Origin of the sequence: Pelosinus fermentans JBW45 (assembly GCF_000271665.2) — a bacterium.
Lineage (GTDB): Bacteria > Bacillota > Negativicutes > DSM-13327 > DSM-13327 > Pelosinus > Pelosinus baikalensis.
Genome location: NZ_CP010978.1, coordinates 2,050,304 through 2,077,112, shown reverse-complemented (window position 1 = coordinate 2,077,112; position 26,809 = coordinate 2,050,304). Strand labels below are relative to the sequence as shown.

Sequence of the window (26,809 nt, the reverse complement as noted above, 5' to 3'; positions counted from 1 at the left end):
CATCAATTCTATCATCTTTTCAATCGATAAATACGATGCAATTAATACGTAATAATTATAAATAAATTATTACAAAAAGGGTTGATCTTGTGACACAGAAAAAGCTACTGGCATGCTGCCAATAGCCTAATCCTTGCAAAAACATTAATCAACGAACACCTAAGAATTCGATTTACATCAATTAACTATCTTTTTTCAAAATACACTCACAAATTCTCAAATAATAAGCAAGTCCAGAACATTTGTAATGGTCTGCCTGCTGGTATTACGTTATTACAATAGAATAAACATAGCTATAATCATCGCAAGAATCATACCTGGCGTATTACACTAAGCAACTTCTATTGGATCAGGTATTCTTGCTCATAATACTTTTGTAGCTAAATTGACGTAGACAGATGTAATGACTGTAATTGCATCAAAACTTATAAATTATAGCTTTGCTTTCTTCCAGGTAAACTCCAACTTAGCAATCTTACGAATTGCCGTCAAGAGGATCTCAGTCCCCGCTACGATATCATCCATACTTGCCCACTCTGCTGGATTATGGCTAACTCCTCCCTGGCAGGGAATAAATACAATACCAGTAGGAGCCAAGGAAGCTAAATGCATTGCATCATGTCCTGCGCCACTAGGCATCAACATATTCGGATAAGGATGCTGCTTGCACACATCTTGTAACTCTTCAACCATTTCTGCTAAAAGCTCAACGGGAGTCTCATCTGTAAGTGTAATCATCTCAATCTTTACACTTCGTTGCGTCTTAATTTTATCAATTCCTGCAATTAGTTCATCAACGACCCACTGCTTACTTGCTAATTGAATTGCACGAATATCAATTCCAAGTTCCACACGTCCTGGGATTACATTAATGGCACCTGGATCCGCTTTAATTACTCCTGTTGTTCCTACGACTCCCAGATGGGCAACCTTTCTTGACAATTGTTCTACCAATAAAATCACTTCTGCTGCAGCTGTTAAGGCATCTTGACGCATGTTCATTGGAGTAGCTCCTGAATGATCCGCCTGACCTGTTGCTATTGCCTTGAAACGAGTAGGCGCTGCAATGCCGGTTACGATTCCAATTTGATGATTTGTTGTCTCTAAAACCTTCCCCTGTTCAATATGTAGCTCTAAAAACGCTTTAATATCTCCTTCATATTGGGCTTGCCGGATGTTCTCTGGTGCAAGTTCTCTTTGCTGCATCGCTTCACCTAAGGTGATACCATCCTTATCCTTATACTGAACTAAATTCTGAGGAGAAAGTTTTCCACAAAATGCCTTGCTCCCCAATGTAGCAACGCCAAACCGACTAGATTCCTCAGCCATAAACACCACAACTTCAATAGGATGATCATTTTGCTCTTGCTGCTCCTCTAGACATTGCAATGCTTCTATCGCCCCTAAAACACCAACAACCCCATCAAAATTCCCTCCATTTGGGACACTATCAATATGAGATCCAAGCATTACCACGGGCTTCTCGGAACATAAGCCCTCCCGACGTCCAATGACGTTGCCAAAAGCATCAACGCGAATCTTTAGCCCTGCATTCTTCATAAGTTCTATTATAACGTTCCGCGCTTCCCAATCAGCATCACCAAAGGCAAGACGTGTAATTCCGCCCCCATCTTGCCTTCCAATTGTCGATAATCTTTGAAAATTTTCTTCCAGTCGCTTGTAACAAACCATATAACCATCTCACTTTTACAAATTTTCAAGAAAAAAGAGACACCTAGGCTGTCTATACAACCTAGGCGCCATTGCCAATTTCTTAAATCATATATTTATCTTAATCCATTACTATATGTATGTCAACATAACACCATTTTCGGCATAAAAAAACAAATTATTCATACAATTTTCATTATTTAGCTTACCGTTAACTTTGTTTAGATATATACCAATAAGGCAAGGCTACAAAAAAGATACCGCCAATCATATTGCCTAAAGTAACCCAACTGATATTATAGATAAAATCCAAAAGAGAAACAGCATCTGCTCCAGGCATGATCAAAACTGCCGACAGTAAGGTCATATTTGCAACACTGTGCTCAAAGCCCGTTGTAATAAAGGCAAAAAGGCACCAAAAAATCATGATGAGCTTTCCAGCTTCTTCTTTCATTTTAAAAGAGCACCAAATCGCAAGGCAAACTAATATATTACACAATATTCCCCTCGCCAGAAGCTCCATCCATGGCAAAGATACTTTGCTATGTGCAATTTTAACCATCAACATCGCCGTACTTCCTTGTCCAAGCCCTGATAAAATAAATAAAGATGCTAATAAAAAAGAGCCTAGTAAATTCCCAATAAAACTAAGAATATGTATAGTAAATACTTCACTAATCGTTACTTTCTTTTCCATCCTGCCAATTGTCATAATTATATTATTGCCTGTAAAAAGCTCCGACCCTGCCATAATAACCAGACTCAAGGCAATACCAAAAGAGGTTCCCATAATAATTTTCACCGCTGGAGAATCAGCTTGAGACAAAAGTCCGCCAATGGTAAAAATAAGTAATATACCAAGACCGACATACATTCCTGCTAGAACAGATGACAATAAGTATTTGATAGGACTTCCCTTTAATAGCGCTCCTTTTGCCTGGGCTGCACTTGAAACTTTCTTTATTTCTTCGTAATACATCTGTTGCCTCCAAAACTATATCGATTTAGCTTACTAATTTAATGAAAGATCACAAATAAATAATGGATTTTTTTATAACTAAGCAGGAAATTAAGGTAATCAATCGAAGATAGCAACTATGCGATACTAAGGAGGTGTGTCATGACAATTGAATTTACCTGCTTGTCCTGTACTCGAACCTTTGCGATCCCAATTTCCGATTTATTCAAAACAGATTACCTGTCTTGCATTTGTTGCGGAAAACCAGTTCCAATTGACCTAATCAATTCACTGCAACATGTATGCAGAAGCTTTTCTTTAGATGCAGAGAACTCAACAAACGAATCCCTTTGGCATATTCGCTTTATCGAAAAGGATTAAAAAATATCTATGATTGAGATTATATTGTATTACTCTTTTTCTAGCATGTTCTTCTTTTTATATTTGGTATAATATGATACGAACCACTGACGTAATACCACGAAGCTCTCAATTGCCACAAACATGGTATAAAGGAGCAAAACCAAGATACATACACTTTTTACAACTTCGTTCCCAATAACCGATTGGAGCATAAACTTTCCAACATCTATAATTGGACTGTCCATAGGTATATCTGTAGGAAGTGATACCCGTTGTATTAAATAAACAAGCCGCCCTAAAATCAATAAATATAAATACAACTTTCCCAGTTTTATGATTTGCAGATATTTTCCCTTTGATGATTCTTTTGAAGTTGACATTCATTTACCTCTCTTATTTTAGTTATCCTATTCATGATACAGTATATCATAATAGAATGATAAAATAAAAAAACCACTCTTTAAAAAAGTGGTTTTTTATTATTACCTCTTATACCCATTTTTTTCCATCATTCTCGCTCTTTGCTGATTCATTTTTTGTTTGTTAAGCTGCTTTAAATCCACTGGCTCAACCTTTGTACCGTACTCAGATGACAGCATCGTTTCTAATTCATCATGAGTTAAAGTATAAGAAATAATGTCTTTGCTCATGTCATTCTCCTTCCTCAATAATGTGCAAAAAATAAAGAAGATTTGACTCAGATAAATAACCTTAGTTTACCATCTGAATCTAAGTCTCATTTATCGAGAGCTTAACCACTTTGAACCCTCACTAATAAAAATTGGAATTCATAAGCGGTTCGCCCATCCAATAAGGAGAATCTTCCTCTTATATTTATATGCAAAAATCCATTATTTTATGAGGTACTTGCATCTGATTCTTTCACTTCATTGGGTAGCATCATTTCTCCACCCTCTTCGCTGCCTACAACCCATATTATAGCATCAATAGGGTATCTGATCGTCTTATAATAAAATGTTTCTACCCGCTGGGGCGATTCCTGTCTATGCACTATCTTCTGAAATACCTCACCACCTGCATATTCAATGGATAATTCAAAAATCTGACGGGCATCGACTTGGAAATCATCCTTCTCCCATTGAGCAATTAATTCCCAAAGTATAATCTGTATATCTATGCCTACTGATGACGCCACTAAACTAGTAGCATATTTCTGCTCAAACATGAGAAACACTCCCATTCGATATTTTTCCTAATGCTCTTTTATATATTAATTTATGCAACCTAGAGCATGTACAGAACTAATTTCCGGAGAGTGTAAAAATAATTTAAAAAGTAAGTATTGAGTCTAACTTCAACGACGTTATACTAAACTGAAATAAGATGAAAAGAGTTTGCATTTTGCAAACTCTTAAATTTACTTTCTTTTCTTCCCACTTAAACGTTTTAAGATGTTTTTTGTTTTCGTGGAATTGCACAAAGCAAAAATAGAGCCCCCGTCTCTTTCGAACGATGAAACTAAGGCTTTGCTATTTAAAGTTTACTGTCAATAGACCTTTCTGTGAAAATTATATGTACCCATCCACTTTAAGGCTAATGAATTTGTCATCACCAATAATAATATGATCAAGAACTGCTATCTGTAGTATTTTTCCACCCTCAACTATTTGTTTTGTTAATGCTATATCTTCACGACTAGGTTTCGGATCCCCTGACGGATGATTATGAACCAAAATGATAGCTTTAGAATTTGCTAATATGGCCCTTTGAAATATTTCTATCGGCGTAACAATATTTTCACTGATTGTTCCTATGGTTACTAAACTTGTCCCAATTACTTGACATTTGGCATCAAGCATTATGATTTGAAAATGTTCAACTGGTAAATTTTCCATCATCGGTTTCATGATTTCGTACGCATCTTCTGCTTTAGTAATTTTCTTAATTTCACTTTTAAAAGAACCATCTTTTGTTAGCGTTATACTATATCGCGGTATTCTATACATCTACACACCTCTTTTGCCTACAGCAATAATACATTACCTATATTTTTCATTATGGCATGGATTAGTAATTATTGAAAACAATAGTTTATTCGACAATCCTACACTAAATCCTTCATTGCATGAAATGGAGCAGACTACCTTATTTGTCGTGACAACGCTACGGTTTGCCGCATATGCTGAAGGCTCTCTTTGTATTTTCCACATTGATCAATATATGCCTCAAATCCCACAATAAATAAAATAAAAAAAGACTCCGACAGAAAAAATTCCGCGAAGCCTATCATTTACTGGTGGAGATGAGCGGGATCGAACCGCTGACCTTCTGAATGCCATTCAGACGCGCTCCCAACTGCGCTACACCCCCACAATCTAGTTGTTACATCAGCAATACTTTTAGCAATTTCTTGCCGACATGAATTATATTATCATAGTTAGTTACATAATGTCAATAAAAATGCTTAAAAACATTTTTCATCTAACAAACCAATCAATTGTGCAATTTCAGGCTTAGAAACTTGCCCATCAGCACCAATCGCTTCACCTTTGCGACGCATTTCTTCATTAATCAAAGATGAAAAGATAATAACTGGCAATTTTGCTAAAGCTCTATCCTCCCTAACGCGTTTTAACAAATGATGACCATCCATCTGGGGCATTTCAATATCCGTAATTAATAAATTAACGCTCTCTTCAATCGGTGCCTCAGATTCTGCCAACACAGCTAATGCATCCCACGCGTCTTTTCCATTATTATAGGCAGTAATATTAATATAACCAGATTCATGAAGTGTTTCAACCAATAAGTCCCTGAGCATCTTAGAATCTTCTGCTACAATTATGTTCTTCGTTTTTCGCTGCTCTTTCAGTTCATCAGTACTCTTAGGAACTGTTGTCAGTTTAATATTAATTTGAGGATTAATGTCCGCGACGATCTTTTCGAAATCTAGCAAAATAACCATTTTTTCGCCCATTTTTATGATGCCAACAACCATATCTGAGTTAGTAACATTAGGAGGTGGCTCCATAACAGACCAAGATACTCTATGGATGCGAGAAACTTCATTTACTAAGAAACCAATAAAATAATTATTTAACTCACTTACAATAATATTTTTAGTACTGGATTCTAAATCTTCTGTCCCTAAACAACGAGGTAAATTGACCAATGGCATTACCCTTCCACGTAACGTAAAAATACCATCAACGTAAGGATGGGAATTTGGCATTTGAGTAATGGGAACCAGATTAATTACTTCTCGAACCTTAGCAACATTGATTCCATAATTGACTTTACCAACCGTAAATTCTACAATTTCAAATTCGTTTGTACCCGTTTCTAATAATATTCCTTTTTTAGCGTTAGCAGCCTCACCCATAGAAACGCCTCCAGTTTTTATATTGCTTATCGCAATTTGCGATTGCCTATCTATTTCATTTACCACTTACTTTTCTAACATTTCTCGGAAAAACCAATAATTCCTTCTTTTTAAACTAATTTTCTGGTAAAATTCCTCAAATATAAAAGATTATTGTCGTTTTAGCGACAATAATCTTTTATAAAGTAAGGCATCCATATCCTAATATCAACATTCCAGCCCTGGCAAACAATCACTTGATCTACAAGTTTTTTAAAGCATTCTTTATATTTTCTCTTTTTCCAAAAGATAGGTCCAACCATCACGTTGCTCTACATATCCTGTTTTGATTAGCCTTCCTAGGGCTCTTTTAAAAGCAGACTTACTAATATGAAATTTTTCCTTAATGATTTCAGGTGAAGTATCATCACTATAAGGCATTTTACCATTACGAGAATGCAGCAGAGAGAGTATGGCATCCCCATCCGTATCAATTGCTTCCTGCTTTAGAGGACGCATAGAAACATTAATACGCCCATCTTCGCGAATATGAGTAATACGCGCTGTAATCTCATCTCCTACATTGGGTCTTGTAGTAATTTCACTCGTATGCATAAACGCAATATAACGCTCTTTCGTAAAAATAAAAGCCCCTTCTTCATTATAGTTGTAAAGGGAACCAGTAATCATATCACCAATTTTAGCATCCGTTGCCGGAACAGAGGCCCTTCTCAACTCATCTTCTACTTCCATGCTTACTGCCGGTCGTCCTGATTTATCGATATAGAGCTTCACCCAGACCTTATCACCGCGTTTTAAATTACCGCGCATACCAGCAAATGGCATAAATACACCACGCTCAGCACCAATATCAACAAAGGCTCCATCACGGGTAGTATTGATCACAGTAACTCTAGCCACCTGTCCTACCTGCATTTTAGGCAAACGCATACTTGCTGTAAGGCGACCTTTAGGATCCTGATACAAATACACAGGAATTTCATCCCCAATTGTTATCGTATCTGTAGTTTGCTGCTGTTTATGCAATAAAATATCATCATTCGTATTGCCAGTGCCAGCATCTAAAAAAATACCAAATTCACTAGATCTAACTGCTTTTAGCGTCACTACACTACCTGGAGTCAGCTTGTTTGTTGTTTCCATTATAACCACCACCTGTGCCACCAAGACTTAGACTTACGATCCAAGGCATTGGCAAATTATTTATTTTCACTCAACTGTTCTTCACTATCCATTGCCCGAGCTTTACCCCAAAGGCGTTCTAAGTTATAGTACTCTCTTTCTTCTTCTACAAAAATATGTGCAATGCCAGAACCAAAATCCAGTAAGATCCAGCGTCCTTGACGATGTCCTTCTTTGTGCAATAGATCAATTCCCTGTTTTTTTAGTTCATCTTCAATATTATCAGCAATCGCTTGTACTTGTATGGTAGACTTCGCACTGCATACCACATAAAAATCGGCAACAGAAGAAACACCATCTACATTAAGAACCACAACATCCGTCGCTTTTTTATCTTCAGCCGCCGCCACAATCATTTCTTCTAAGGTTTTAGTTGTATCACTCATCAAAAATCCTCCTAAAATTTAAATATTCATCTTATTTTTATTTGACTATTAACTTCATAGTACATTGTTGTGTCGTTCTTATCTTTTAATTGTTGCTTTTTGGGTCAGTAAATATACCACTCATCTTAGCATTTTCACTAGTTAGCATACGATCCACGATTTGCTGGGTCTGCTGCTGATCGTGACTCCAGAAACTAATACCGTCAATGGTAGCAAATTTTCCTGGCAGCATGTCCACATGTAACTCACTTGCCTTAAAGGATTTTAAAGAATTAGCCACCTTTAACATCTTAAATGTCGTTATATCCGTTGCTATATATTGACTCATAGTATGCAGCAGGGCTGGTACTTTTAAAAGAGTACTTACATTCATTGTCTTTTCCACCATGGCTTTTAAAAAACGCTGCTGCCGCTGTACACGACCAATATCACCCAGCTCATCACTACGAAATCGGACATATTGCCCCGCCTTATTACCATCTAAATGCTGGTAGCCTTTATTCAGATGAATTGCTAAATCAGCGTAAGGATCTTCATAATCCATATCATTTTCTACATATAAATCAACTCCGCCCAATATCTCTACAACCTCAATAAATGCCTGCCAATCAATAACAATATATTGGTGAATGGGAATTTGTAATAACTGCTCAACAGTCTTTACGGCTAAAGAAGATCCTCCATAAAAAAAGGCATGGGTAATTTTTTCGGCACCCTTATGTCCCTGAATGGCAACTCGAGTATCCCGTGGAATGGATAATAAATGCAGCGCACCGTTTTCTTTATTGATATTGACAACAATCATCGTGTCCGACCGTCTAGGTGCATTAGGATATTCATTATCACCGTCGTCTACGCCCATCACTAGTATATTCATATATGGACCTGTTTCTTCGACGACTGTGCTGGTTTCCACTTTTGTACTTAGGACAGGTGCTGCAGAAAATTTTTGATAGGTATGTACTGCTGCCCAGGTTAAAGAGGTTATAAATGTAAACAAAATAAATAATAGCAAAAACAATCGCTTCCAACGTATTTTACGACGCTGAGGACGCAGGCGTGACATGCGTTTTCCTCCTCTCTAGACATAACCTAAAGATTTTTCTATGTAGTATGCAATATCGGTGTACGCTGCTTGATTAAAAGATCATTTCGAGCTTCAATGGTAGCCGGATGAATTAAGCCGCCTTCTTCCAAAATATAAGCTATGCTTTGATTCAATGCCAACAGCAGTGCCTTATCCAAATCACTATGAGCCATTGCCCTAATTTCTTCTAAGCCTCCAAAATTACGACCAGGTTCAATCACATCTGCTAAATAAATAATTTTATCTAATAACGACATGTGAGCTCCCCCTGTTGTATGCAGAAAAATTGCTTGTAAAATTTCTGCATCATGGATGTTAAACTTACTCTCAGCTAACTTAGCTGAAATGGGAGCATGCAGCAATATAGGTTCTGCTTTTTCTATATCACTCACCACTATACCAAAGGCTTGTGCTATTGGCAAGAGATCCGATACAGGTACCTCACGAGCTGCATCATGCAAAAGGCCTGCTAAGCCAGCTTTAACCTTGTCCCCCCCAAAGCGTTCAGCCATTTCCTCTGCTGTCTTGCTAACACCAATCGAATGCTGCAGTCTTTTGGGCGATAACATTTTTGATAATCGAATTAGAATATATTCATAATCCATTTTCTCACCGCAATATTTTAAAATTGAACCATTGAATCCACAAATAACTATGTCTGTAATAGTACACATTTCGCCAAAATAGTTGAATTCCCTGCTAAAAAATAAAAGCCTCCTATAAAGAAGGCTTACATTTTAATTATTGTTCTCTTGGTCTAGCTTCATTTACAACAATCTGCCGCCCACCGAAATCACTGCCATTCATCATACTAACCATCTTATCAGCATCATCATCATCCACTTCTACAAAGCCAAAGCCTCTAGAACGACCTGTTTCCTTATCCGTGATAATACGACTTGAAATTACATTGCCATGCTCCTTGAACACATCAGCTAAATCACTATCACTCGTTGACCAAGGCAAATTACCCACATAAAGTGTTTTTGACATTTGGAATCACCTTTCTTTGTTAAATTCTAAAAACGATTGTACTAACATTATCTACGAAACTAAAGTATTTATGCCTAACTTTATTTGCCAAAAGGCAAACATGGTATGTTTAAACTCTTTTTACTACTATTCTTTATACAAATTTTCTTTGCATATATAAATCTCAACACTTTCAGGAACAAAATATTTAATTGATCTTCCCTGCCGTACTTTCTCTCGTACATCTGTAGAGGATATCTCTAGTTCAGGGGTAGGTAAAGAGTGGATACGTTTAAAACCTTTCTCACCAAAAGGTTTTATTATATCCTCTAGTGTATAAGCACTGCCTGGTCGATTGGCAGCAATAAAATGACAGATCTCTAAAAGGCGATCAATGTCTTTCCATGATGCTAATTCTTGTACGGTATCGGAACCAACAATAAAATAAAACTCTGTATTATCCCCATATTGTTTAATTAGTTCTAATACCGTATCAATCGCATAGGACAGCCCTGGCCGTTCTATTTCGATGGGCGATACATGAAAATGAGGATTGGAATAGGTAGCCATTACGGTCATAATGTACCTATGTAGTGGTTTCGTTACCCGAAAATGCTGTTTATGCGGTGGATTTGCTGCTGGAATAAATAATACTCTTTCAAGGTCATATTCCACACGGACTGCTTCAGCCGTTGCCAAATGACCAGTATGTATAGGATCAAAGGTACCACCCATAATACCAATCTTACGTTTTTTATCTGACATAAAGGTTCTCCTACGATACAAATAGTCTGGTCTTATTATATCACACCTCAAAAAGACAAGACTATTTTTTCCTATATAAAACTACAACTTCTATTGCAATAAAGCATAAAGTAATATTCGAATGCCCGCCATGACCGACGCCATTATCACAATGGCCCGAATATAGTCTAAGCAATCATGTTTTCCTTTGTCCGTTTTCAAGTAATTCATTAATGAATAAAAGTATCCCATCATCTATCTCCTTATCATATCCTTTCACCTTATTTTATCACAAAATACTTACTTTTTATTCATAGCGCAATGCGTCAATCGGATCTAATAATGCTGCTTTTCTGGCAGGATAGATACCAAAAAATAATCCAATCGCTACGGAAAATCCAAAGGCCATAAAAATAGAACCTGAAGAAATAGCAGTGTTCCAGCCAGCAATTGCTGAAATGGCATATGCTGTGCCAATACCTAATCCAATACCAATCAAACCACCTGTTACACCAATAACAATGGCTTCAATAAGAAACTGCAGTAAAATATTGCGATAGGTAGCACCTAGGGCTTTTCGAATACCGATTTCTCTTGTACGCTCTGTCACAGATACCAGCATAATATTCATAATACCAATACCACCAACTAATAAAGAGATTGCTGCAATGTTCCCTAGAAGCAATGTAATGGTTTTTGTCGTTTCCTCTGCTGTAGCCATAACTGCAGCTAAGTTACGAACCGTAAAATCATCTGGCATATCTTTTGTTAACTTATGGCGCGAACGTAAAAGAGAGGTAATGTCCTCTTGTGCCTGATTAATGCTATCCGGACTAGCCGCCTGTACGCTAATGGTTTGTATATAACTAATCCCCATCATACGTTCTTGAGCTGTCGTTAAGGGAATCACTACAACATCATCTTGGTCCATACCACCTGCTGACTGCCCTTTTCCCTCAAATACACCAACTACGACAAAGGGAGCTGAATTAATACGTACCGTCTGTCCCACAGGATAGATGGTACCGAATAAATTATCAGCAGTGGTTTTCCCCAGAACTGCAACTCTCATTCGTGTGTCTACCTCTTGATTCGAGAAAAATCGTCCCAACTCCACATTAAAGTTCCGGACACTCACAAATTCAGGTGTAGTCCCTTGGACCGTTGTCATCCAATTTTTATTCCCATACACCAGTTGGTATTGCTTACTAACGCTAGGCGCAACGGCACTGACACCTTCGATTTGACGCCCTATTGCCTGGGCATCTTTATTGGTCAGAGTGGTGTTGGAACCAGCAGCCAGCCTCACACCAGAAGGTGATGTGGCACCAGGGGTAATAATCAGAAGGTTACTCCCTAAGCCAGCAATTGAATCTTGTATTTTATTTTGCACACCCATACCAATCGACACCATTGCAATGACGGCACCTACACCAATAATAATTCCCAGCATCGTCAATATAGAACGCAGTTTATTCGCCTTTAATCCTTCTAATGCTATAATAATGCTTTCCCACAGCAAAAAAATCACCTCCTAGACTTTGAGCAACGCCTCATCACTGACAATCAGGCCATCACGAAAAGAGATAATACGCCTTGTAAATTGAGCAATCTCTATTTCATGTGTAACCAAAACGATGGTTCGCCCTTCGTTGTTAAGATTCGTAAAAATCTCCATGATCTCATTGCCGGATTTACTGTCAAGATTGCCGGTAGGCTCATCTGCCATAATAATACTAGGGTTATTCACTAAGGCCCGCGCAATCGCCACACGCTGGCGCTGACCGCCAGACAACTCATTAGGACGATGATGCATCCGATCGGCTAAACCCACCATAGATAGAGCAGCAGCAGCCATGGAATCTCGTTCCTGTTTCATTACTCCTGCATATACAAGAGGCAGAGCTACATTTTGTTGAGCTGACATACGAGGCAGCAAATTAAAGTTCTGAAATACAAACCCGATTTTCTTATTTCTGGTGACTGCCAATTCATCATCTTTTAACGTAGCTACCTCTTCTCCATCTAGCATGTAAGATCCGCTGGTAGGCCTGTCAAGGCAGCCTAATATATTCATCAAAGTCGACTTACCCGACCCTGACGGCCCCATAATTGCAGTAAATTCTCCACCAACAATCCCCAATGTGATTCCTGCCAAAGCAGCAACAGGGGTACCGCCCATCTGGTATATTTTTTTTATGTTGGAAAGTACAATACTCATTGCCGATCCCTCCTTAGCGACCAAGTGAACCGCGCATATTTCCCGAAACCTGAGATGGTGCTTTTGCCTGCGGCAGTACTATTTGATCACCATCCGCAAGACCACTAATAATTTCAACTTTATCTTCGCCAGACAATCCAGTCGTAACATTGATATTTTCAACCTTGCCATTGACCATTGTCTGAACATATGGCTGGCCTTTATTTTCCTTAATAGCAGACAAGGGTACAAGTATTGTATTTTTACTTTCCCCGCTTTGTATCGATACTCTGGCCGTCATAGTAGGTTTGAGCATTGTTCCGGGCCCTTCAACATCAATGGTTACTACATAATAGACTACATTTTGTGTTATATTCGCCTTCTGGGATATATTCGATACCGTTCCTGAAAACACTTTATCAATGTAGGCATCTACGGTAAACGTCACCCTTTGCCCTAATGCAATTTTTCCAATATCAGATTCGTCGACCTGGGCCTCAATCTGCATTTTTGACAAGTCGGCCACGCTCATGAGAACCATAGGAGTGGAAATCCCCGGAGCCACTGTCTGCCCAGCAGGAATCGGCTTACCAATAATAACACCATCAATCGGTGCTTTAATGACAGTATCATCTAATTGGGATACAGCATCATCATAGGTTGCCTGAGCCACACTATAATCCATAATTGAAGCATCCAACTGTTGATTGGAGATAGCTCCGATACGATTTAATTGTAAATTCCGCTGATAATTTGCCGATGTGTTTTCTAACTTGGCTCGTGACTGAGATACTTGTGCCATGAGCCGTTTATCATCCAATAAGATCAATATTTGCCCTGCTTTTACCTGCTCATTTTCAAGCACTCTGACTTCCTTTATTAAACCAGTTATCTTTGAACTAATATCAACCATATTTACAGGCTTGATCGTACCAGTAGCTGATACCAATGACACGATGTCGCCTCGCTCTACTGATACTAACTGCGTTGTAACTACGGGCTTACTTTTATCTAAATACATCCTGATTCCATATGTAGCTGCCACACCCACAATGATTAATAATAGTATGATTTTTTTATACTGGTACCCTTTTTGCCATAAAGTTTGAACTTGCATAAGGTCTCCCTCCCAAAATTTGAATCCATTAGAATTCTGTTTTCTTCAATCCTATTGTATGGTCTTTCAGCTATATGGTCAATTAAGTTTTTTTATAAAAAGCAATAAAACAGCATTTTTGTGCTGTTTTATTGCTTTTTACATTTGACGAAACCTTTTAGATCTATACTCGGTGCGAGTTCCCAAAGCAGTTCAAGATGCATAACATGGGGTAAAACGCAGTAATCCCCTAGAAATAATTAAGACGTCAACTACACTCGAAAATATTACATTTTTTCTTGTTGATGGCACCTTTCAGAAGAAAAAACATATTATGAATTAAGAATATAAAAGTCTTATGTATTAAGAGTATATAAGTATTCTTTATTTTTTCAGGAGGGATGCCTATTACTTTAGATACTAAACATTTATCTAAAATCCAACATTTTAAAGGAGGCTTTTGCTATGATAGACAGCAAGTATTTTGAGATTCCTGATTTTTGTGAATTGACCCGTCAATGTGAGCCAAACTGCCCCTGCAATAGCTGTCTTAGTATCTTTAACAACTGCGGACCCGTTTTTGGTACTACAACTACCCCAGTAAGCAGGATACCAACATGTGAATGCCATGATATTTGTGTTGAGGAAGTCGTACTTATTGGCAATTCTGGTGAATTTACGAAATGCATAGCCTACCCTCCAGTAGGACCATGCCGTGTAAAATGCAATGGAACCTTCAATTTCCCAACACTTACAGTAGGTGAAACTTGCCAGGTTATTCTATGGTGCGCTGATGAACAAATTGATGAAGGCTGCCAGAGTATAACAGTCAGAATTGGATTGGTACTCATCTGCGGCAATTGCACCACAAACCCAATCATTCTTCCACTCCCAACCTTTACTAAAACCTTTACTACTTTCTATGGATTCCCAGATTGCATACCAGTAACTGGGCAGCAATTAAAGAATGAATTAACAAGAATTGATGGTTCCTGCCTTGTAGCCCAATTTAACGCTGTTGTAACGACTCCTCAACAAATTACTATTTCAGGAAAAATTATTGATAAGTTGTGGAGAAGCGAAAACTTGTGGATAGAAGGGATCAGGCCGTTTGAATTATCTGACCAAGCAATCGCTAATGGATTCTCTTCCTTTACAGTAAAAGGTTCTTTTGACAGCAGCCATCAAATTGGTCCTTGTACTGATATTTGTCCTCAAGGCTAATAAAAAAGCAGACCAAACTGGTCTGCTTTTTTATTCATTTTTATGTAATAACTTTTCAATTTTCTCTAACCTTTTATCCATATCTTGAAGAATCTCCATTACTTTAACCCATGACTGACTCTCCTCGTCACTTACATCCACATTAGTTTTATGCCAGCGTCGATTTTGGCTAATTTCACCGGATGCAACTACTGGCATCGTATCCATCAGTTTTTGTAATGCGCTCTGATCAGGCAAGATATAATATTTTTGCTCGCCATCTTGAGCAACAAGATTTTCATCACCTAATAGCTGCTCTAATGTTTCTTCTGAAATGGTCGGAAAAAAGGTACTATCTGGCTGCATATTTTTGATGCGATTTGTTATTTTTTCCAATGGAGGAATAGGCGGCTGCCAAAATTGACTTTCCTGTACCAAAGGTTCCGAATTTTCATCGTCCCCCCTCTGAGGCTTTCCCATTATAGTTCTCCTCCCCTCTCTCTGATAACCTTTTAAGGATCTACTTTACCATTATTTGTACTGTAGTATATGCACCGATCTTAGAAAGGTACTTAAATCTATTATCTTTCCTCAAAAATTTTTAGTAAGGCACTTTCATAATGTGGTTGTGCTGCTGAACCATTAAATAAAACCTCTCTTACTTGCCCAGTTATTTTCTTCTTTATCTGTTCCCTAAGTTCCTTATTAAAAGCTAATCTCACGGCCCATTCAACGTATTCCTCTTCATTCGTCGCAATGCCTTCCTGTATTCCAAGCGCCCGAAGCATATGAGATCCCCACCTGCTTCGGGCCATATCTCCCTCCTGCGTTACCATAGGCAATCCCATATACAGTGCTTCCAGGGACGTCGTCCAGCCTCCGTAAGGATATGTATCTAATTGAATATCAGCAATTGCCAATAGAGCATCAATCCTGCCTAAAGGAGGTACAATAAACAATCTATTTTCAACCCCAGCATTTTTTGCAGCCTGCCTGATTCGTTCTCCCAACTGATTATCAAGATTAGTTGAATGGCATGGCTTAAGCAATATACAGGCATTAGGAATACGCTTTAGAATTTCCACCAACAAAGTGTCGCGCGCTGGACCATGCTTGATACCATTTGCACAAGAGACAAAAACCACAGCCTCCTCAGGTATTTTCCAATCTTTACGGGTGACGGGAATAGAATCTGCAAAAGGTGGCGGAAACTGAGCTGCTCCCAGGTTAGGCAGTCTTATTAATTTTTCTCGATAATGAGAGCTGGCATCAGGCGGCTCAAAATCACCGCTAATATAATAATCAATAGTCGGCAATCCAGTGGTTGTGCCATGACCTACTAATACACATTGAATTGGCACTAAGCGAAGTCCCGCCAGCATATAAGTCAAAGGGTCCATGCCAATATCCGTATAGATTAATAGATCAAGCTTACTATCAATAATATTTTGTATAACACGATAAACATCTTCAATCGCATCAATATCTTTAAAATGTTTAAAACGGCTACTATGCTTCTCAAAAATACTGGTCATTTCATCATAAGCTTTGCCTAAAGCAAAGGTGTATACTTCAAAGTTATCCTTATTATGATGGATCACTCGATTTACCATATAGTAACTAACAGCCTGCTCGTAAAATAATCGTGAAATATAACCGATGCGTAATTTTTTCTTTTTGCTGGTTTTCTTAAAACCAGCATTCACTTTTTTATTTCGTGAAACATACTGCTCCATGTGAGCAGCAATAAAATCGCCAAATCCAGCTAACGCGGGTAGATTATTACCACCAATATAAGAAATACGCCAAAGAACTTTGGTACATTCATTTACCAAAGGAATAAATGTACTTGTTGGAATATGCATGGAAAATAAATCAGAAGCATATTTTAGAATTTTATCTCGATGCCTTCCCTCAAGATTGTAATAAGGAACATGCAGCAGCCAAAACGTGATAAGTACCTTATAATACTCAGGAATCGCCTCTTCCTGCCACAATTGAACAATATCGATATTAAATTGCTCTGCATCCATTGGTCGATACATACTGACTAAGAGAAATTCTTTAAAACCAGCAGAATCCATGAGTGTAAGACTATTTTTTTCTTGCACAGGCAAAGATAAAAAGTCATTTAAAAATACCTGCTGCCAAAGCATATAAAGTCGTTGCTGCTGATCCTCCTTGAGCTGAATGGACGTACCTTCGGGTACTTTACTAAAGTACGCAGTTAGACATTCACGCAGCGTCTTAATAAAGTCATAAAGAGCTTCCATTTCTTTTGGTCGTAAATCATTGCCATTTTCTGGTATTGGACGGTAACTCTGCCACTGGGCAATCACGTCCCATAAAACATGGCTTTCTGAAATAGGATTGATTCTTTTAAGACAATGATTACAAAACTGATCCACAAATTGCAGTTTTTCTCTACTCTGTTCCACCTTAAAATTAGAATACTTATGATGAAACGCTTTCCAAACAAAACTCCAACCTTTAATTTTACAACACTCTATTAGTTGAACAATCTCCTCATTATAAGGATTCCAATCTTTATTGTCACCTGTAATGGGCTCACTTTTTTTCAATATTTCTTCATATAAGCTTATATACTCCTCTACCATACGTTTATCACTAAATTTTTCTTCCACTCGCAGGCGTGCAGCTTTACCAGCTCGTTGTCTAATTTCCTCATCTCCCAAGAAATAAGACATGCCATGAATAAGCTCTCCTATATTTCCCCGCTCCACCAGATAACCATTTTCTTTATGAACTACCAGTTCAGGAATTCCTCCTACAGCAAAAGCAACAACTGGCGTGCCGGATGCCATAGCTTCACAAATAGTAAGACCAAACACTTCCGATAGTGTGGGAGAAACATAGAGGTCAACGGCAGCATAGTATTCCGCCAAATGCTGTTGATTATCAATAAAAGGGATGTCAATATGAAGGATAGGAAAGTCATCTAAAACAGATACACTGTATGATCCTATAGTAAGTAAGATAATATCTGGATACTGCTTATGTAGTTCTAATAAAGCTTCACATAAATAATTTCCTCCCTTATAGGAGTGATTCAAACCACCATGAGCGGCAAATAAGATAATTTTTTTATTGATAGGCAACCCTAATTTTAAGCGCAGCTCTTCCTTATTGCCAGGATGAAAAGTATCTATGTCAACGCCATTATAAATCAGCCGAATATCTTTCTCTTGCAGGATGCTTTCTTTCGCCTGCCGGGCTAACCATGCAGAAGGACATACAGCTGTAAAATTAGTAACTTTATACATTAAACTTTTAATAAGCTGTACCACTTCACGCTGCAATCCGCTCTTATTTTCTGCATCTTGAGGACATGCTGCACACCAATCGTTTTTCCAGCCATTACAAACATCGGTAGATAAACAATTTGCTGTAAAGGCTAGAGGATCATGCAACGTCCAGATTAAGGGCTTAGAGGCCAAAAAGGGCAGCAGCAAAAAAGAAAAATAATTTCCATTAATACAATGTAAATGAACCAAGTCAGCCTGCTCAAACAAAGGATGATTTAATACTCTTAACAATGCTGCAGAATATAGATCAAACAAGCCCTCTTGACCTTGCTGATCTAGCAGTTTCTTTTGCCATGCAGTCTGTAAAAAGGGTATTTGAATCACTCGATCATCCTGGGACACTGTGTGGTGAGCAAAAGTAGTAGCCTCATGCCCCATTTCTGTCAGATAGTTCATAAGAGTCCAGGAAATCCTTGCTGCTCCTCCATGTTTATCAAAAAGATTGATATGTACTACACGCACTACTTCTCATCTCCCTATTCAAAACATCAGTAGGAAAAGTTATGGGCCTGTAAAAAAGCATCGGCCCAAGCATCACGAATGATAAATGGAGGATGCCTTAAAGGAAAGCCCATGGCTTCTACAGGAATATTAGCAAGAGGACTTTCCATGTTTTTAGTATGGGTCCCTTCTGGACCATAGCCTATATTGGATATCAAATTCTGATTAGGTAAGATATGCAAACCACTTTGCAAAAAAGAAGCAAAGGCAAATTGAAAATCCCAAGCATCTATTTTTTTTTGATAAGCAGCCTCAAACATACGGTGCCAATACTGGGCAATCTTCACTCCGCCAATCACTTCAAATTGAGGCTGATGATTATGGGCAACCACCTGCATACTACCAAAAATATCAAATAACCATTGTCCATTGCGAACTTCCGGCCAAATTTTCATATCAAAGTCATAATACTGCCAGGCTCTTTTCCATGTTGCCCAACCACATGTCTGTGTATAGCGAGAAAAATAATAGCTATCTGCTGTTCGTCGTCTACCATACTGAAAGTTATTCCCTGAAATGCTCATAATACGTCTATCATCAGAATATTTTTTCAAGAGTTCCTGACAATATGGAAAAAATGTTAGATGAGGCAAACAATCATCTTCTAATATAATTGCTTCTTCTACTAAGCTGAAAATCCAATCAATTCCAGTAGCTGGACGTCTCCCACAGCCTAAATGTATGGGAGAGTAGTTTTTTATAACTTCACAATCCCAATCAATGGTCTCAATCACATTACGGACTAAAGCACAATTTTCTATGTCATCCTCTCTATTTGGCCTAGGGGCATCGGCAATTACTAATAATTTTTCGGGTCTCACTTTACGAATTTCTGCAAAAACTCGCTGTGTAAGGTCAGGACGATTAAATATAATCAACGCTATGGGGGTAGTACACACAAAATCCTTCATACAACCACCTCATTGTCTTATTCCATTAATCTAACTTATTCCTATCAATTCTAAAAAATGATACTACATCATCTTGAAAAACAGTAATTTATCAATAATTCTTCCTTGTATCTCACCTTTGATGATTACGTCTTTAATCTGGGATACCAATTTTTGTCTTGTTTCTTTATCATAATTCTCATCATATAATGTTAATTTCCTCGAGTATCGTTCGATAAATTCCAGTATATAGTAAGGTGAAGCAGCCTCAATAGAAAGTGGCCTAATATGTCGCAATAATAAATAATGGAATAATTGATTAGAGATTTCATTATTCCAATTAACCTTATGCTTTATGTGGTAAGCATGAGGTGTCATAACTTTATTTACAGGTATACCTGAAAATAAAGGCGCCAGTATTGCCCAATAATCCCAACATGGCAGACCAAGACAAAATGCAGATGGGGGGTAAGTTGCAATAACCGACTTATCAAAGAAAAAATAATCAAACCCTTCTTCCACTACTTCACCTCCTGTACACGTAAGGTTTTCCACATCCGTACGAGACCCATAAATCAAAGAACCTACAGCCTCTTTTAAAAGTAAAGAATATAACTCTGCTTTCACTAATTGAATATCTGAATTGACAATTCCACAAACCTTACAGTCCTGTTTCAATAAAACGGTCATTATGTCATCAAAATAAACATAAGGCTTACCATATTGTTTTCTGGCATCTTTTAAAACTCGAACAAATTCAATTGTAGGAAATTGAGGTTTTAATATGGTGATTTCCTCTTCGCAATTCACTGATATCACTGTGAATCCAATTTTTTGCCAACTACAAACAGCTTCTCTTTGGATATCAATCTCTTTACCTGGTGCTAATGACGTAGCAATCGTTATCTTCTGAATCATGACTTCCCTCCTACTTCAACAATTTATACCATCTATACAATCTAAGGTAACAATTTATCTTCCATAATTCATATACATATACATGTTACATATAAGCACCAAAATGCAAGATTATTAATATACTAAAATAAAGTTATACAAATTTATTTATAAAGAGGAGATTATATGCTTAAAAATACACGTATAGGACTACCTCTTATCGGAAGTAAATACTGGTATGCAGGTGTTACAATAGTAGATTCCATTATCCATTCTGTCATACAAATCCCCAAAGAAGAGCGTCCCAAACTATTCCTAGTTATTACAGATGAGAATTTGCCGTACTTGGCTTCTTATGACCTTCTGCCTTTACATGAACACCTTATCCCGCTAACCGACGGTCTAATCTTTGTGGGCGAGAACTTAACCACTGCACAAATGTTGATTCAATATCCATTTGCCCATTATGCTTCCATTAATGACTTATTCCAAAATATAGATATACTGTTGCCAATCAATTCAGATCTATATCTCGGCAAACCCGGCATTCCATGGATACCTGATTTTCAGCACCATTATCTTCCCCAGCTTTTTACACCTGCGGATATTCAAAACCGCAACGCTAAATTTAAAAAAATTGCTGATAATACACCTCTGGTCATTTTCACCAGCAACGATGTAAAAAAAGATTTTTTACAGTTTTATCCTTCTTCTACTGCTAAAGCGAAAGTATTACCCATTCCCGTACACCCCAAACAAGAATGGTTCACCGGGGATGCCTATCAAACTCAATTTAAATATAATCTGCCTGATAAATTTATCTTATGTTCAAATCAGTTTTGGATTCATAAAAATCATGCAACGCTATTTAAAGCCATAGCTATTTTGCGTCAATCAGGCCAAGATGTACATCTTGTATGTACTGGTTCAACATTTGATTATCGTAACCCTGATTATTTTATTGGACTACAAAAATACATTAGTGATCTAAATATAGCTGACCTTATTCATATTCTTGGATTGATACCACGTCAGGATCAAATACAGCTAATGCGTCGCAGCCTCTTTGTCGTTCATCCATCCCTATTTGAAGGTTTAAACCTAACTGCACAAGAATGTCAGCTATTAGGCAAAAAGATTATCCTCTCAGACCTAGCCATACATCAGGAGCAAAACTTTGGAATCTATTTTGCGCGCGCTGATGCAATTGATTTAGCCAGAAAAATCTCCGATTTACTGCCAGTATCCACTCCTGGTCCCAGCAGCTCAGAGGAAATAAAAGCCCAGATGTTCTACAAGGAGAAAATAGAGAATTTTAATTACCAGTTATCTGAACTTGTAGAAGATGCTCAACACATCTTCAATTCACCTAGTCGAGCCCCAAATTTTCATCATAGATCAACTACACAAATAACCATTGCTACCTCCATAGCGGCAACGAAGGATATTGGAACACAAAAGAGATGCATTGAAAGCTGGCTTCATTGTGGTTTTAAAGTAGTCTCAATTAATACTCTAGATGAAATGAATTTGGTAAAACATCATTTTCCTTATATTGAATTTGTGCCAGCAAATAGAGATGCCAGAGCACAATATGGAAAACCTTATATCTATGTTGATAATATTCTCTCTTATTTTACTGCCCAAGATTGTAAAATTTGCGGTATTGTCAATTCAGACATTTATTTCGGAAAAGCGAATCTTCCGCTATTCATGTATACGCAAGCAATGAACTCAATGGTTTTTGGTTCTAGAGTAGATGTTACGTCTCTAGATAACCTGAATGGAAATTTCTACAATGGATTCGACTACTTCTTTTTCGACAGGGATCTTATTAAGATGTATCCACCTACAAATTTATGCATCGGTTTACCGTGGTGGGACTATTGGGTACCACTAGTACCAATCTTATCCAAAGTACCTGTCAAAAAAGTAGTAACTCCAATCTGTTATCATATATTGCACCCTACTAACTACTCAATGGCTATCTATAAGAACCTTGCTATGCAAATAGCAACACACTTATCTCTTGGTCCGCTACCAAGCGATATTCATATTGGGAACTTGCAACAAACTGTTCTTAATTTCATTGAAAATTCATCTGCAAAAATTAATTTTATTTAAAACTGGTGGGATAATAATGAGAAAAGCTCTTGTTACTGGGATTAATGGGCAAGATGGTTCCTATTTAGCTGAACTATTACTCAAAAAAGGATATGAAGTTCATGGAGTAATTAGACCTTCAAGTATTCAAAACCAGCAAAAGCTCTCCTTCTTAAAAAATGATTTTAACCAATTAAAGCTGCATGTATGTTCTTTAAATAATCATTTATCAATTTACAAACTTATTGATGCCATAAAGCCCGATGAATGTTATCATTTAGCCGCAGCCAGCTTTGTTAGCTATTCTTTTGAAGATGAAGCTTCTATTCTTGAAACCAATTTAAATCCAACACATTTTTTTCTTTCTAGTATCAAAGAATTGGTACCACAGTGTAAATTTTATTTTGCAGGTTCAAGTGAAATATTTGGTAACACTGATGTTGTACCACAACAGGAAACAACAAGATTTAATCCTCGCTCCATATATGGAATTTCAAAGTTAGCCAGTCATTATGTGGTAAAGAACTATCGTGAACATCATGGCTTATATGCCTGTACTGGATTTTGCTATAACCATGAATCACCCCGCCGCAATCATGCCTTTGTCTCACGAAAAATTACGTCAGGAGCTGCTAAGATCTACTTGAACCGTGAAGACAGAATTCAAATGGGCAATATTGATGCCATCAGAGATTGGGGATACGCCCCTGAATACGTGGAAGCCATGTGGCTGATGCTAAATAACCCCTATGGGCCTAGAGATTATATAATTGCCACTGGTATTCCTCATACAGTTCGTGATTTATTGGATCTTGCATTTTCATTGGTAGATCTTGACTATACAAAATATATAGAAATCGACAGCAACTTTTTCAGACCTGGAGAACAAATTCCTCTTTTAGGTGACGCCTCCAATATTTATAACGATTTAGGCTGGCAGCCTAAAACGAAATTTTCAACAATTATCGAAGAAATGTTACTAAATGATATAAACCTATTAAAATAAGTAAAGTAAAACCCCGCTTCAGCGGGGTTTTACTTTACTTATTTTTTAAATAGTTCTTAATATCCTCAGGAAGAGAAATAAATGAAAAATCTAGTATCTTTTGGTCTATCTTAAAATCAGGAGGTAAATTAGCGAACAATGGTCCACCAGCTGCCATAAGTGACAATACAGGTAACGATGTCTTAGGTGTTCCCCAACTTCCTGTTTGCAATATACACTCATAATTTTCTTCTAATGCAGGATCAAAACCACCACTAGCATTTAAAGCAGGAACAAAACAGAATTTCTTGCCTTGTTCTTCTAATTTCCTTTGTAAATACTGCAAACTGCAAGGAAATCCGTGAATAATGAAGCTATTAAAGCGATTTATAACTTGATCAAGAAATAGCGGATTGACAGCATAAGAGCAAAAATGCCACAAATCGTTATAATCAGGGCTGTTATTTACGCTAACAACATCCTTAGTTTTTATCCTGTGTTTGTTTTGATTTATAAAATTACACAAAGCAGCAACTATATCATCATGATTACTATAGTCTGGTTTACCCTCAAATATAATATTAAAATTATATTTATAGCCCTTATATTCCCAGTCAGCAGTATGCTGATTGTATTTTTCACATACCGCTACTTTAAAAATGGGTACATTTAAATAATCCGAGATTTTCTTTATTGCATCCAAATGCATTGCAGGTGAAAGAGACGAACCATGAATAACATCCCCCACAGGTAGTAAATGATGATTTTTTGCATATTTTTGCCATCGATATACTACATAATCACTGACAGCACTTCTCTTAAACTTTGTATCCATAATAGGAAATGCGCTTGCACCTCCTACAGCAAATTCTGCATGATCATCCATAAGAAGCAAGCTAGCTCCCTTAATTTTTTGTACACACTCATAATAATAAGAATATCGTTCATCATAATTACGACAGAGGAAAAAATCGCAAAATATTAAATCCTGTGCAACAATAGGCGCCGGCGGCATGCAAACATGCTCAAATTCTACCTGCATACCCACTGCGTTTGAAATAAATCTCATATCTTCTTCAGTCAAGCGAGGAATAATAGAATAATCCATCATCGAGACAAGGGATATCACCTTACTTGCGTCTGAACGTAAAAGAACCTTATTCCTGTTTTTTTGCATACACATTTCAATAACCTCATTTAATGTCATAGACTTATTGATCTTAATATTGCCTTTTTTCACGATACTGTCTAAAATGATAAGACCTAATGAATCTAAAGCCTCTGCTATTGGTAAATCAAAAGGTATTCCTTGAAAATGTCGCTTGATTTCATCGTGCATATGCACGTCAATACTTTTATTAAGATTCTCCCAATTTTTAAATTTCTGATAATCCTCATATGTTTTTTTGCGATTAATTTTACCTGATGAAGTTTTCGTTAAAAATTGGTCAGGAACAAAATATAATTCAAAATGTTCCACTGGCAATGATTGACTTAAACGACTTGCCAATTCCCTATACTGCTCGCTATCAATGATATCTGCTCTTTCTAAAAGAATTAGAAGTGTCTGGGTTCCAGTTCCTTCATCATCTTTGGCTAAACATACACCTCGGCCTGCCCACTCTGGAGCAACTTGGGCGAGAATCGTATCCATTTCATTGAGCATAAACTTTTGTCCTGCCTGAATCATAATATCATGTTTGCGCCCTTCCACATATAGTTCTCCGTTCTCCATAAATCCAATATCCCCAGTAGCAATATACCCGTCCTCATCTACTATACTAATTTGATCTAGATAGCACTGTATAGAATAGCCACTTTTGGCGAATATCTGATTATCAATTATTTTGATAAAAGTACCTGGAATAATCGTCCCACAACTTACAACGTCTCTACCATCTTTTTCATGGCTTTTTATACCATTGCTTTGGGATATCGCCATAATCGTTTCAGCGAATCCATAAACTACGGATATCGATTGCAAGTTAGTACCTAAATGCTCACAAAAGCGTACCATCGTATCTTTTTTAACAGGCTCTCCACCAGAAACCCATTTTCTCATTGTGGTAATTGGAACATCTAAGTTTTCCTTACTCATAACTTCAAAGCCAAAGTTAGGCATAAAACAAAGTGTACCTTTATAATCAGCGATTGTTTTAAATAATATAGAGCGATTAGTAACCCAAACAATCGGATCAATTAAAACTAGTTTTATACCTAAAAAAATCGGCATCGTAAAGCAAGCAATAAATCCCATATCATGATACAAAGGTAACCAAGATACGATGCAATCCGTTTCCTTCATATCCATTACTTCATTATAATTTTGTATATAACTATATAATTCTTTGAAAGTAAATTTCATACCCTTGCGAAAACCAGTAGTACCTGATGATAACTGAATAAACGTACCATTAATAATTTCATCACAGCTGGTATCTGCCTCGAGAATTTCTTCTTCAAAGAAAATAGTTCTTACTAATTTTTCAATACCCAATGATTTAATACCTGCTTCGCATATTACGCCCTGAATATTACTAGAAGAAATGGTGTGACTAACGGAGTTATGCCAATAAATCATACTTTGCTTTTTAGTTGGATATTGCATGATAAGTGGCTCTTTCCCCGCGTCCAAAACCGCAAACCAATGTAATATTAATTCCTCGGAAGTTTTAAAAATCAATCCAATATGCTTTTCCTCAGGAAAATCCCGTATTATTTTATTACTTAACCATCTTATCTTCTTACCACATTCCCCCAGAGCAATTTTTTCACAATTACTGTTATCAACAATGGTTATTTCGGGAATATTTTTTAAAACTATTTTTATATTTCCAGTTAGCTCCTCATCATCATACTGAATAGCAACTGCTGATTTCATCAAAAAAACACCTCTCTTTTC

The 26,809-nt window shown here is 37.3% G+C and carries 25 protein-coding genes and 1 tRNA gene; 4 read left to right on the top strand and 22 right to left on the bottom strand.

From position 1 onward, the window contains the following. Window positions 1-432: 432 nt before the first annotated feature. Complete coding sequence (locus JBW_RS08870) at window positions 433-1,692, bottom strand: Zn-dependent hydrolase (protein ID WP_007959371.1); 1,260 nt, start codon at window positions 1,690-1,692, stop codon at window positions 433-435. Window positions 1,693-1,882: 190 nt separating this feature from the next. Beyond that, window positions 1,883-2,650 (bottom strand): formate/nitrite transporter family protein, encoded by a 768-nt coding sequence (locus JBW_RS08865; RefSeq protein WP_007959372.1) that lies wholly within the window; start codon window positions 2,648-2,650, stop codon window positions 1,883-1,885. A gap of 141 nt (window positions 2,651-2,791) precedes the next feature. On the opposite strand from JBW_RS08865, the gene JBW_RS08860 reads away from it, so the two are divergent. After that, a complete protein-coding gene (locus tag JBW_RS08860; RefSeq protein ID WP_007936281.1) occupies window positions 2,792-3,010 on the top strand; it encodes a hypothetical protein in 219 nt (72 codons plus the stop codon). Window positions 3,011-3,039: 29 nt separating this feature from the next. Here the strand turns inward: JBW_RS08860 and JBW_RS08855 are convergent, their stop codons facing one another. The 15 genes from JBW_RS08855 to JBW_RS08790 form a co-directional block, all read right to left on the bottom strand. Next, window positions 3,040-3,372 carry a hypothetical protein gene (locus tag JBW_RS08855; RefSeq protein WP_007959373.1) on the bottom strand — a complete coding sequence of 111 codons (333 nt, stop codon included), beginning with the start codon at window positions 3,370-3,372 and terminating at the stop codon, window positions 3,040-3,042. A gap of 102 nt (window positions 3,373-3,474) precedes the next feature. Continuing rightward, window positions 3,475-3,642 carry a hypothetical protein gene (locus JBW_RS25270; protein ID WP_007959374.1) on the bottom strand — a complete coding sequence of 56 codons (168 nt, stop codon included), beginning with the start codon at window positions 3,640-3,642 and terminating at the stop codon, window positions 3,475-3,477. Window positions 3,643-3,848: 206 nt separating this feature from the next. Beyond that, complete coding sequence (locus JBW_RS08850; protein ID WP_007959375.1) at window positions 3,849-4,178, bottom strand: DUF960 family protein; 330 nt, start codon at window positions 4,176-4,178, stop codon at window positions 3,849-3,851. 343 nt (window positions 4,179-4,521) lie between these two features. After that, window positions 4,522-4,959 carry a JAB domain-containing protein gene (locus JBW_RS08845; protein WP_007959376.1) on the bottom strand — a complete coding sequence of 146 codons (438 nt, stop codon included), beginning with the start codon at window positions 4,957-4,959 and terminating at the stop codon, window positions 4,522-4,524. Window positions 4,960-5,247: 288 nt separating this feature from the next. After that, a tRNA-Ala gene (locus JBW_RS08840) sits at window positions 5,248-5,323 on the bottom strand. Window positions 5,324-5,417: 94 nt separating this feature from the next. Continuing rightward, on the bottom strand, window positions 5,418-6,335 hold the full coding sequence (locus JBW_RS08835; RefSeq protein WP_007959377.1) for a chemotaxis protein: 918 nt from the start codon (window positions 6,333-6,335) through the stop codon (window positions 5,418-5,420). A 264-nt stretch (window positions 6,336-6,599) separates the two neighbouring features. Further along, window positions 6,600-7,478: a S1 RNA-binding domain-containing protein gene (locus JBW_RS08830; RefSeq protein WP_007959378.1), complete on the bottom strand. Its 879-nt coding sequence runs from the start codon at window positions 7,476-7,478 to the stop codon at window positions 6,600-6,602. 56 nt (window positions 7,479-7,534) lie between these two features. Beyond that, window positions 7,535-7,903 carry a ribosome silencing factor gene (gene rsfS / locus JBW_RS08825; RefSeq protein WP_007959379.1) on the bottom strand — a complete coding sequence of 123 codons (369 nt, stop codon included), beginning with the start codon at window positions 7,901-7,903 and terminating at the stop codon, window positions 7,535-7,537. Window positions 7,904-7,988: 85 nt separating this feature from the next. Further along, window positions 7,989-8,969, bottom strand: coding sequence for an LCP family protein (locus JBW_RS08820; protein WP_007959385.1), 981 nt, complete (start codon window positions 8,967-8,969; stop codon window positions 7,989-7,991). 38 nt (window positions 8,970-9,007) lie between these two features. Continuing rightward, a complete protein-coding gene (gene yqeK / locus JBW_RS08815) occupies window positions 9,008-9,664 on the bottom strand; it encodes a bis(5'-nucleosyl)-tetraphosphatase (symmetrical) YqeK (protein ID WP_007959386.1) in 657 nt (218 codons plus the stop codon). Window positions 9,665-9,731: 67 nt separating this feature from the next. Then, window positions 9,732-9,983, bottom strand: coding sequence for an RNA recognition motif domain-containing protein (locus JBW_RS08810; RefSeq protein ID WP_007936252.1), 252 nt, complete (start codon window positions 9,981-9,983; stop codon window positions 9,732-9,734). A gap of 126 nt (window positions 9,984-10,109) precedes the next feature. Then, entirely contained in the window at window positions 10,110-10,727 is a 618-nt protein-coding gene (gene nadD, locus JBW_RS08805) for a nicotinate-nucleotide adenylyltransferase (protein ID WP_007959387.1), read from the bottom strand. A gap of 286 nt (window positions 10,728-11,013) precedes the next feature. Then, window positions 11,014-12,228, bottom strand: a complete 1,215-nt coding sequence (locus JBW_RS08800; protein ID WP_007959389.1) for an ABC transporter permease — start codon at window positions 12,226-12,228, stop codon at window positions 11,014-11,016. A gap of 12 nt (window positions 12,229-12,240) precedes the next feature. Next, window positions 12,241-12,927, bottom strand: a complete 687-nt coding sequence (locus JBW_RS08795; protein WP_007959390.1) for an ABC transporter ATP-binding protein — start codon at window positions 12,925-12,927, stop codon at window positions 12,241-12,243. Window positions 12,928-12,940: 13 nt separating this feature from the next. Then, on the bottom strand, window positions 12,941-14,023 hold the full coding sequence (locus JBW_RS08790) for an efflux RND transporter periplasmic adaptor subunit (protein ID WP_007959391.1): 1,083 nt from the start codon (window positions 14,021-14,023) through the stop codon (window positions 12,941-12,943). Between the two features lie 444 nt (window positions 14,024-14,467). On the opposite strand from JBW_RS08790, the gene JBW_RS08785 reads away from it, so the two are divergent. Next, the gene (locus JBW_RS08785; protein ID WP_007959392.1) at window positions 14,468-15,226 is read left to right on the top strand and encodes a hypothetical protein; all 759 of its coding nucleotides are present in this window, start codon (window positions 14,468-14,470) and stop codon (window positions 15,224-15,226) included. Between the two features lie 30 nt (window positions 15,227-15,256). Here JBW_RS08785 and JBW_RS08780 read toward each other — a convergent pair whose 3' ends face one another. From JBW_RS08780 to JBW_RS08765, 4 genes are all read right to left on the bottom strand, one after another. Then, window positions 15,257-15,685: a hypothetical protein gene (locus JBW_RS08780; protein ID WP_007959394.1), complete on the bottom strand. Its 429-nt coding sequence runs from the start codon at window positions 15,683-15,685 to the stop codon at window positions 15,257-15,259. Window positions 15,686-15,786: 101 nt separating this feature from the next. Then, the gene (locus JBW_RS08775; RefSeq protein WP_007959396.1) at window positions 15,787-18,993 is read right to left on the bottom strand and encodes a glycosyltransferase; all 3,207 of its coding nucleotides are present in this window, start codon (window positions 18,991-18,993) and stop codon (window positions 15,787-15,789) included. Window positions 18,994-19,019: 26 nt separating this feature from the next. Beyond that, entirely contained in the window at window positions 19,020-19,943 is a 924-nt protein-coding gene (locus JBW_RS08770; protein ID WP_007959398.1) for a hypothetical protein, read from the bottom strand. Window positions 19,944-20,006: 63 nt separating this feature from the next. Then, complete coding sequence (locus tag JBW_RS08765; RefSeq protein ID WP_007959400.1) at window positions 20,007-20,840, bottom strand: hypothetical protein; 834 nt, start codon at window positions 20,838-20,840, stop codon at window positions 20,007-20,009. Window positions 20,841-21,005: 165 nt separating this feature from the next. Between JBW_RS08765 and JBW_RS08760 the strand changes: the two genes are divergently transcribed. Continuing rightward, window positions 21,006-22,943, top strand: coding sequence for a glycosyltransferase (locus JBW_RS08760; protein ID WP_007959402.1), 1,938 nt, complete (start codon window positions 21,006-21,008; stop codon window positions 22,941-22,943). Then, window positions 22,909-23,928: a GDP-mannose 4,6-dehydratase gene (locus tag JBW_RS08755; protein ID WP_235334170.1), complete on the top strand. Its 1,020-nt coding sequence runs from the start codon at window positions 22,909-22,911 to the stop codon at window positions 23,926-23,928. Before JBW_RS08760 ends, JBW_RS08755 begins: the two co-directional genes overlap by 35 nt. 34 nt (window positions 23,929-23,962) lie before the next feature. On the opposite strand, the gene JBW_RS08750 is transcribed toward JBW_RS08755, so the two are convergent. Continuing rightward, window positions 23,963-26,788 (bottom strand): AMP-binding protein, encoded by a 2,826-nt coding sequence (locus JBW_RS08750; protein ID WP_007959406.1) that lies wholly within the window; start codon window positions 26,786-26,788, stop codon window positions 23,963-23,965. Window positions 26,789-26,809 lie beyond the last annotated feature (21 nt).